Raw genomic sequence first — 8,762 nt, forward strand, 5'->3', positions numbered from 1 at the left:
ACCCCCCATGACTGTCACCGAACCGGCCCGCTCGCCGCGGCGACGCCGCGTCCCCCGCAACACGCTCAACCCCGACCGCATCCTCGACGCAGCCGTCGCCCTGCTGGACCGCGACGGCCCCGAGGCCTTCACCATGCGCGCCCTCGCCAACGAGCTGGGCGTCGGCACCATGGCGGTCTACTCGCACTTCCGCAACAAGGACGAGATCAACGACGCGGTGAACGAACGCCTGCTCAGCGAGATCGAATTGCCGGCCCCCGCCGGCAGCACCCCCCGCGAGCAGATCACCGAGCTGTGCCGAAGCGTCTACCGACTTTTCAGCGAGCACCCCGCCGCTCTGCCGCTGCTCACCAGCCGCCCCATGCGGGTCGACGAAGCCATAGCCGTGATCGACCGCCAACTCGGGCTGCTGCTGGCCGCTGGCCTCAGCCCGGCGGACGCCGCCCGCGCGCAGACCGCGATCATGCACTACACGGTCGGTGCGGCGCTGTGGGCGGTCCGCCGCCGGCAGGCGGAAAGCGGTGAGTGCGAGGGACATGGCGTGCGCGAGAAGTTCCGCGAGCGGCTCTCCGACCTGCCGCCGGACCGCTATCCGTCGCTCAGGGGCCTCGTGCCGGAGCTGCTCGCGGCTCAGGACACCGGCATCGCGCAGTTCGAGCACGGGCTCAACGGCCTCTTGAGCGGCCTGCTGCCCCCGTAAGGGATGATGGAGGGCCCCCGTCCCGGAATCCCGGAAGGCCCCCCCGCATGGCTCCCCGCATCCTGCTCGTCCGTCACGGCCAGACGGAGTGGTCGGTCACCGCCCGCCACACCGGCCGTACGGACATTCCGCTCACCGACGCAGGACGGGCCACCGTGCGACGGCTCGGCGAGCGGCTGCAACGAGCGCCCTGGGAGGACCTGCTGTCGTACGCCGAAGTCCGGACCAGCCCCCTGGTGCGCGCGAGCGAGACCTGCGAGCTGGCCGGCTTCGGCGACCGGGCCAAGGAGTGGGACACGCTGATGGAGTGGGACTACGGCGCGTACGAGGGCCTCAAGCCTGACGAGATCCGCGCCGAGCGCCCCGACTGGAACATCTGGCGCGACGGCGTCCCGGACGGCGAGACCCCCGACGACCTCGCCGCCCGCGCCGACGAGGCCGTCTACTGGGCCCGTTCCACCGCCGACCGCGACGTCCTCGTCTTCGCCCACGGCCATTTCCTGCGGATGCTCGCCGCCCGCTGGCTCGGCCTCCCGGCCGCCTCCGGCGCCCTGTTCAGGCTCGAGCCGGCGTCGCTGTCGGTGCTGGGGTGGGCGTACGGTGCCCCGGCCGTGGAGCGCTGGAACGACACGGGGCACCTGGACTGAGCGCTACGACCGGAGTCCGACGTGATGACGGTCTTCACGCGCAGATTTCACGCAGGTAGAGCACGGAACGGGAGGGCCCCCGAGTGTGAGGTGCCCGTTGATTGCGTACCAGCTCAGCAGCGGGTCGGACAGGTCAGCCGGTGTAGGCGGCAAAGGCCTTCGAGAATGCGTTCGCGTCCTGGACGATCGAGCTGCAGGTCGCGTCGGCGTAGTTCTTCGCGCCGCCGGAGCACTGCTTGTCGCGGGTCGCGGACCACATCGAAAGCCAGCCCAGGCCCTTCGACTTGGCGAAGTCCACCAGCTGCGTCGCGTCGCTCACCGTGAAGATCTCGCTGCTCACGTCATTGACGCCGAGCATCGGCGTCACCGCCACGGCCCTCCACGCCGCCGAGTCCGACAGTCCGAGCACGCTCTTCACCTGTGCCTGCGTCGCGGTGGCGGCGTCGATCGCGTAGCCGCCCATGTCCCCGCTGAACGAGGCCCCGTAGTCCATCGCCATGATGTTGACGGCCGAGATGGCGACGCCGTTCGACTTGGCGTTGGAGAGGATGTTGATGCCGTCCTGCGTCAGGCCGGTCGGCATCGCCGGGAGCGTGTACGACACATCGAGCCCGCTGTGGCTCGCCTGGAGCTGCGCGATGGCCTTGGCGCGGAGCGTGTTGGCGGCGGTGTTCGCGATCGCGCCGCCCTCGACGTCGAAGTCCACCTTCTTCAGGCCGTACGTGTCGATCACCTTGCCGTACGCCGTGGCCAGCGCCGAGGCCGACGAGCACGTCGTCGCCAGCTCCGAGCCCGACGCCCCGCCGAACGACACCCGCACATCACCGCCGGCCGCTCGCAGCGTCCCGATCTGCGCCGCCACCGCGTCGCTGCCCAGGTCGGTGACCCCGCCCCACTTCGGCGTACAGCTGCCGCCGTCCACGATGAAGGCCAGGTTGTACTGCTTCACGCCGGTGGCCTTGGAGTTGGCGACCAGGTCGAAGGCGGGGTACAGGGACGTGTCCACGTACGGGGCGAACCCGGCGTTGGAGGCGGAGCCCGAGCCCGGGGTGGAGGTCGCGGTGGCGGTGGGGGTCGCCGACGCGGTGGGGGTGGCTGAAGCGGTGGGGGTGGCGCTGGCGGTCGGCGTCGTGGACGCGGTCGGCGTCGCGCTGGCGGTCGGGCGGCTGCTCGGCGTCGCGGTCGGGCCGCTGTCCACCGAGCACTTCACGTCGTTGATCAGGCAGTTGACCGGATCGGCCGCCTTCGTGGACGCGGACGTCACAAACCCGACGTTCACCGACTTCCCGGCGGCGATGTCCTTGTTCCAGCTCTCCGCCTTCACGGTGACCTGCTGACCGGAGGTCGTGTACGTCCCGTTCCACAGCGAGCTCAGTGTCGTACCCGCCGGCAGCTCGAACTTCAACGTCCAGCCGGACAGGGCCGAACCCGTGGAGTTCGTGATCTCGTACTGGCCCGTGTAACCGCTCGTCCAGTCACTCGTCTTGCTGTACGCGGCTCCGACCGACGCGGCCTGCGCGGTGCCCGCGAGCGCGAACCCGCCACCGACAACGGCCGCGCCGGCGGTGAGGCCGGCGATGAGCTTTGTCTTACGGCTGGCCGTGCGGTGACGGTGTGAATTCCTCATGGAGCGGGACGCTAGCGCCCCCGATTCGGACAAACGTCCTGTTCAGGGCGGGCCCCGAACTCCTTATGCCGCGCTTAAGGAACCCATCGGAACCGTTTAAAGGTTCAGACCACTCCCGGGGTTCCCGGCCTGTTCTCCCCCACCCCGCCCCTTCCCGAAACCAGGGGCGTTGCCCCTGGACCCCGGGCGGGTGCGTTGTCGGGTGCGGGGCCGTGGCCGGGTTGTGCCGGCCTCCCCCACCCAGCCGCCAGGCTGGGGGAGGACCCCCACCCAAACGAAGGTTTGGGTGGGAGCCCCCGGGTTTCGGGAAGGGGCGGGGTGGGGGAAGCCCACCCCGCCCACGGGCCCGCAGCCGCCAATGGCCCACAAGACGACCACTCACCCAGCAGGAGCGCGACGGCGGAAGTTGCGTCAGGCCCGGACGAGGCGGGCTCGGCGGCCGCGGACGAGTTTGTGGCCGCGGCGGCCGGCGCCGGAGGGGGCGCGGAGGGCTAGCCAGACGCGGATTTCGGCGCCGCCGAGGACGGAGGGGCCGACGCGGACGTCGCCGCCGGTGGATTCGGCGACGCGGCGGACGATGTCGAGGCCGAGGCCGGTGGAGCCGATGCCGCCGTCGCCCTGGCCGCGGCGGAGAGCGGTGGCAGGGTCGCGGATGCCGGGGCCGGCGTCGGAGACGAGGACGATGACGGCGTCGTCGCTGCTGTGGACGTCGACCGCGAAGGCGGAGCCTTCCGGGGTGTGGCGGAAGACGTTGCCGAGCATGGCGTCCAGCGCGGCGACCAGCTCCGCGCGAGCGACCGGTACGCGGACCGGACGCTCGACGCCCGCCGTCCGAGCCGTGCGGCCCTGGTCCTCCGCGAGGGCGGACCAGAAGGCCATGCGCTCGCGGATGACCTCGGCGGCGTCGCAGCCAACGGCCAGGGGCCCGCCGGTCGCGGACTGCTGGGCGCGCGCGGTGCGGATGATCTGGTCGACCTCGCGCTCGAGTTGGGCGACCGCTTGCCGGGTCTGCTCGCCCGCAGGGCCGTCGCCGAGCGAGGCCGCGTTGAGCCGGAGCACGGTCAGGGGCGTACGCAGCCGGTGGGAGAGGTCGGCAGCCAGCTCCCTCTCGTTCGCGAGGAGTTGGTTGACCTGGGCGGCCATGGCGTTGAAGGCGACGGCGGCGGACCGCAGTTCGGTGGGCCCTTCCTCGGGTACGCGGACCGCGAGGTCGCCGCGCCCCAGGTCGTGGGCCGCGCCCGCGAGCCGCTTCGCCGGGCGGACCATCCGCGTACCGAGCCGGTCGGCGACGGCCACCGAGCCGACGATGAGCCCGATGCCGACCGCGCCCAGGACGAGCCAGGAGGCGGTGACGCCGCGGGTGACGTCCGCGTCGGGCACGAAGACCTCGACCACGGCCACCGACCCCGAGCTGACGGCGGTCGGCTGCAGCAGCGCGTATCCGCCGGGTACGGAGACGGTCGAGGCCCGGCCGAGAGCGGACGCGGTGTCCATCGCGGCGTCCGTGGCGTGCGGTTTGCCGATCTCGACCCCGGCGGAGCCCTCGGTGGCGGGGATGCGGACGGCGAGCTGCCCGTCGGCCCCCGCCTGGGTGGACGCGACGGCCCTCTCCAACTCCGTACGGTCCGTGGTGATCGCCAGCGCCGGGCCGACCGCGGCCGCCTGACGCTCGGCGTTGGTGAGGGCGCGGTCACGGGCCATCTCCTTCACGACCAGGGCCAGCGGCACCGCGAAGGCCACCACGACCATCGCGGTCACGGCCACACACACCTTGACCAGTGCCCATCTCATGCTTGCGGCTCCGGTGGCTCCAGCTTCACGCCCACGCCCCGCAGAGTGTGCAGATAGCGGGGTCTTGCGGCCGTCTCGCCCAGCTTCCGGCGCAGCCAGGACAGGTGGACGTCTATCGTCTGGTCGTCCCCGTACGACTGCTGCCAGACCTCTGACAGCAGTTCGCGCCGCGCCACCACCACACCGGGGCGGGCCGCGAGGAAGGACAGCAGGTCGAACTCCCGCCGGGTCAGGTCCAGCCGGGCCCCGTCCAGCGCGGCCTGTCGCCGCAGTACGTCGATCTGCAGCCCCCCGACCCGCATCACCTGGGTCTCCTCTCGGGCCCGCGACCGGCGCAGTACGGCCGACATGCGCGCGGAAAGGTGCTCCACGGAGAAGGGTTTGATCAGGTAGTCGTCGGCGCCCGCGTTCAGGAGCCGTACGACTTCGGTCTCGTCGTCCCGCGCGGTGGCGATGATCACCGGCACGTCCGTGATGCCCCGCAGCATCTTCAGGGCCTCGGCCCCGTCGAGGTCGGGCAGCCCCAGGTCCAGGATCACGACGTCGAAGCCGACTTGGGCCACCTCGCGCAGTGCCTCCAGCGCCGTTCCCACACTGCGTACGGAGTGTGCGGCCTCTGAGAGATGACGAATCAGCGCAGACCGCACGAACTGGTCGTCCTCGACGACGAGCACACTTGCCATGGCCCGCACGGTAGCCCATTCGGCCGACACGCACGGGGGCGCGTAAGGCACCATAGGCCAAGTGTTGAAGGGACTGGCGCACGCCGGCGCGTGGACCATGGCGACGAGCGCCGCCGTGGCGATGTCGTGGTTCGGCGTGCACCACGTGCTGGCCGGCACCGCGTACGACCCGCCCCGAGCCCTGCCCATAACCGAGCAGGCGGCGGCCTCGGCATCCCCCTCGGCGTCGTCCACGAGCCGCCCGGCGCAACGGAAGAAGGCCTCGCCGTCCGCCTCGGCCACCGTGTCGAGCACGCCGGAGCCGCCGAAGGGCAGCAGCTCACCGGCGACGGCGTCGACCGGCACCACGGGCAACGTTCACAGCTACCCGGTACAGGGCGGCCGGGTCACCCTGGACCTCGGCGAGACCTCGGCCGCGCTGGTGTCGGCGACCCCGGAGGCCGGCTGGCAGATGAAGGTCTGGACCCAGACCGAGTGGATCCGGGTCGACTTCACCTCGCCCACGGGCACCACTGTGTCCTCGGTCTTCTGCACCTGGAACGGCCACTCGCCGGCGGTCCAGACGTACGTCGCCGGGGGCTAACGGAACACCGACTCCGGCGGCGCCGGGGACGCCGCCGCCGTCGCGTCCGTGACCGGCGCCGCGCCGCCCGCGAAGTCGTCCAGCGCCCGCCCGTGCTCGACCCTCCCCGGGTGCGGGTCGGAGGCCACCCGCCGGGTCAGCTCGGCCACCGGGAGCTCGGTGTCCCCGGCCAGCAGGATCGCGTTGCCGAAGCGGCGACCACGCAGCATGGCCGGGTCGGCGGCGACGCAGGCGTACGGGAAGGCCGACCGCACCGTGGCTATTTGCGACCGCAGGAACGCCAGCGGTGCGCCGTCTGCCGCGTTCGCCGCGTAGAGCCCGCCGGGGCGCAGCGCCCGCCGTACCTCGGCCAGGAATTCGGTGCTGGTCAGGTGGGCCGGCGTCCGGGCGCCACTGAAGACGTCCGCGATCACCAGGTCCGCCCAGCCGTCCGGCACCTTCGCCAGCCCCGCCCGGGCGTCACCGTCGCGCACCTTGATCCGCCACGTACGGTCCCACGGCAGCTCCCGCCGGACCAGCTCCACCAGCGCCGTGTCCAGCTCCACGACCTGCTGCGTCGACCGCGGCCGGGTCGCCGCCACGTACCGCGCGAGCGTCAGCGCGCCTCCGCCGAGGTGCAGCACTTGCAGTGGGCGGCCCGGGGGCGCGGCCAGGTCGATGATGTGGCCGAGCCTGCGCTGGTACGCGAAGTCCAGATACTCCGGGTCCTCCAGGTCCACATGCGACTGCGGTGCCCCGTCGATCAACAGCGACCACGCCCGCGCCCGCTCCCGGTCCGGCACGAGTTCGGCAACGCCGCCACCGATCGTGTGCCGCACTGGTTCCGGCGCTTTGCTTTGTCGCTTGCCCATGCGACAAGTATCGCCGGGTTGGGGGTAGGCCGTCCTCCCCCAGCCTTCGGCCGGGGGACCCCCACCCAAAGGAAGTTTTGGGGGAGAAAGCTGGCCCAACCCGGCCACAGACGTGAGGCCGCCAACGCACCGCCGGCCACGCGCCGTGGGGGTGCGTGCCCGTTGCCGGGTGCGGGTGGGTTGGGCCCACCCGCACCCACAGCTTCGCGTGGGGGCACCCCCACCTCGCTTCGCTCGCCCCAGCGGGACGACTGCCCCCAACCCACCGGCGGGGACAGCGGCCCAACCCACCAGCGGGGTTCGGGGCCGCAGGCCCCGGCTAGAGCCCGTCGACCAGCTCGATGGTGCGCGCGGCCTCGCCCAGCGCAGCGCGCAGCACCGCGGGGTCGGTGACCGGGGTGTCCGTGTGCGGGGGGACGAGCCAGCCGGTGCCGTCGACGGGGGGCTCGCCGGCCAGGGAGAGGCCGCGGGCGTTGGTCTGCGTACAGGCGCTGCCGGGCATGTCCCAGGCGTCGGCGGTGCCGGGGGGGACGAGGAAGCCGAGGCTGTCGGCGGAGGAGTCGTGAAGGACGGGGCCGACGCCGGTGCGGAGGCGGAGGATGTCGACGGCCTCGAGGCCCTGGCGGGAGGGGACGGTGACGAGGTCGCAGGGCTCGGGTTCGCCCGGCGGGAGCGCGCTTCGATCCTCGCCGGGGCTGTGCCGGCCGGTGGAAGCCGACCTCTGCGTCCCACTGGTGTCCAACACGGCACGTCCTCCTCGGAGCCGGACCACGGATACGTTGTTCAACGCGCCGCCGCGTCAACGGCTACGCCCTCCTAACGCCGCAATGGGTGGCGTTTCATGGCGAATGCAGGGTGATATATCCCTTTTGTAGCCAAACTCCCGGTGATGGCCCGATGACAGCGAGTACGGTCTCCGAACCAACCGCACCACCGCACCGTGCACCGGGAGTTCGGCCATGGCGTCGCCACCCTCCATTCCCAACGCGGCCTTCCGGCAGCTGCGCGACGGCCTCTCGCCCGGAGAGTTCGCCGCCGCGGTGCGCCGGGCGGCCCGCGAGATCGGCGAACAGGTCAGCTGCGACGCCCGTTACATCGGGCGCGTGGAGTCCGGGGAGATCAGGTGTCCCAACTACGCCTACGAGCGGGTGTTCCGGCACATGTTCCCCGGGTACTCGCTCGGCGACCTGGGCTTCGAGCCCCGCGAGACGGTCCGGGGGCGGCGCGGCGCAAGCAGTGCAAGCAGTGCAAGCAGTGCAAGCAGTGCAAGCAGTGCAAGCAGTGCGCCGCTGACGTACCAGACTTACCAGACCGATGACACGACCGACGAGGAGAGCGACGTGCTGCGTCGCGCGTTCATGACCGGCGGCCCGGCCGCCGCCGTGGCAACGACCCTGGCCCTGGGGGCGCCCACGCTCGCTCAGGCCGCGCCCGCGCACCGGGTGGGCAGGACCGAGGTGCGGGCCGTCGAGGAGGCGGTCCGCACGATCCGGCTGCACGACGACCGGCACGGCGCCGACGGCCTCTACCAGCAGGCCGGCCAGTCCCTGCGCACCGCCTACCGGCTGCTGGACGAGGGCTCCTACAGCCAGTCCGTCGCCGACGACCTACAGGGAGGGGCGGGCGAACTGGCCATCTCCGTCGGCTGGCTGGCGCACGACTCGGGCCGCTTCGCCGACGCCCGTTCGTACTACGCCGAGGCGTTGGCCACCGCCCGCATGGCGGGCGACCCGGCGCTGGAGGCCCACGCCTTCTGCAACGCCGCCTTCCTCGCCCGCGACGCCGGCCGCCCCCGCGAGGCGGTGCGCGCGGCGCAGGCCGCCCAGCAGGCCGCCCGGCGGCTGGGATCGCCCCGGTTGCTGTCGCTGCTCGCGTTGCGC

9 protein-coding genes are annotated in these 8,762 nt (G+C 72.3%); 4 read left to right on the plus strand and 5 right to left on the minus strand.

The window, feature by feature from the left end:
• Window positions 1-7: 7 nt before the first annotated feature.
• Both EFK10_RS29865 and EFK10_RS29870 read left to right on the plus strand, forming a co-directional pair.
• The gene (locus EFK10_RS29865; protein ID WP_127358768.1) at window positions 8-700 is read left to right on the plus strand and encodes a TetR/AcrR family transcriptional regulator; all 693 of its coding nucleotides are present in this window, start codon (window positions 8-10) and stop codon (window positions 698-700) included.
• Window positions 701-747: 47 nt separating this feature from the next.
• Entirely contained in the window at window positions 748-1,347 is a 600-nt protein-coding gene (locus EFK10_RS29870) for a histidine phosphatase family protein (RefSeq protein ID WP_127358769.1), read from the plus strand.
• A gap of 133 nt (window positions 1,348-1,480) precedes the next feature.
• Here the strand turns inward: EFK10_RS29870 and EFK10_RS29875 are convergent, their stop codons facing one another.
• The 3 genes from EFK10_RS29875 to EFK10_RS29885 all read right to left on the minus strand — a co-directional run bounded on the left by EFK10_RS29875 (window position 1,481) and on the right by EFK10_RS29885 (window position 5,448).
• Window positions 1,481-2,974: a cellulose binding domain-containing protein gene (locus EFK10_RS29875; RefSeq protein WP_127358770.1), complete on the minus strand. Its 1,494-nt coding sequence runs from the start codon at window positions 2,972-2,974 to the stop codon at window positions 1,481-1,483.
• Between the two features lie 411 nt (window positions 2,975-3,385).
• Window positions 3,386-4,765: a HAMP domain-containing sensor histidine kinase gene (locus EFK10_RS29880; protein ID WP_127358771.1), complete on the minus strand. Its 1,380-nt coding sequence runs from the start codon at window positions 4,763-4,765 to the stop codon at window positions 3,386-3,388.
• Complete coding sequence (locus EFK10_RS29885; RefSeq protein ID WP_127358772.1) at window positions 4,762-5,448, minus strand: response regulator transcription factor; 687 nt, start codon at window positions 5,446-5,448, stop codon at window positions 4,762-4,764. The genes EFK10_RS29880 and EFK10_RS29885 overlap by 4 nt, the downstream gene beginning before the upstream one ends.
• Window positions 5,449-5,509: 61 nt before the next feature.
• Between EFK10_RS29885 and EFK10_RS29890 the strand changes: the two genes are divergently transcribed.
• On the plus strand, window positions 5,510-6,031 hold the full coding sequence (locus tag EFK10_RS29890) for a hypothetical protein (RefSeq protein WP_127358773.1): 522 nt from the start codon (window positions 5,510-5,512) through the stop codon (window positions 6,029-6,031).
• Here EFK10_RS29890 and EFK10_RS29895 read toward each other — a convergent pair.
• Together EFK10_RS29895 and EFK10_RS29900 are read right to left on the minus strand one after the other, a co-directional pair.
• Window positions 6,028-6,882, minus strand: a complete 855-nt coding sequence (locus EFK10_RS29895; protein WP_127358774.1) for a spermidine synthase — start codon at window positions 6,880-6,882, stop codon at window positions 6,028-6,030. The two genes, EFK10_RS29890 and EFK10_RS29895, sit on opposite strands and share 4 nt — an antisense overlap.
• Before the next feature lie 319 nt (window positions 6,883-7,201).
• On the minus strand, window positions 7,202-7,624 hold the full coding sequence (locus EFK10_RS29900) for a hypothetical protein (RefSeq protein ID WP_407647175.1): 423 nt from the start codon (window positions 7,622-7,624) through the stop codon (window positions 7,202-7,204).
• Window positions 7,625-7,841: 217 nt separating this feature from the next.
• Between EFK10_RS29900 and EFK10_RS29905 the strand changes: the two genes are divergently transcribed.
• The coding region (locus EFK10_RS29905; protein WP_127358776.1) for a tetratricopeptide repeat protein at window positions 7,842-8,762 on the plus strand (921 nt) is incomplete at its 3' end.

This window comes from Streptomyces soli, from assembly GCF_003999195.1.
Classification (GTDB): domain Bacteria; phylum Actinomycetota; class Actinomycetes; order Streptomycetales; family Streptomycetaceae; genus Actinacidiphila; species Actinacidiphila soli.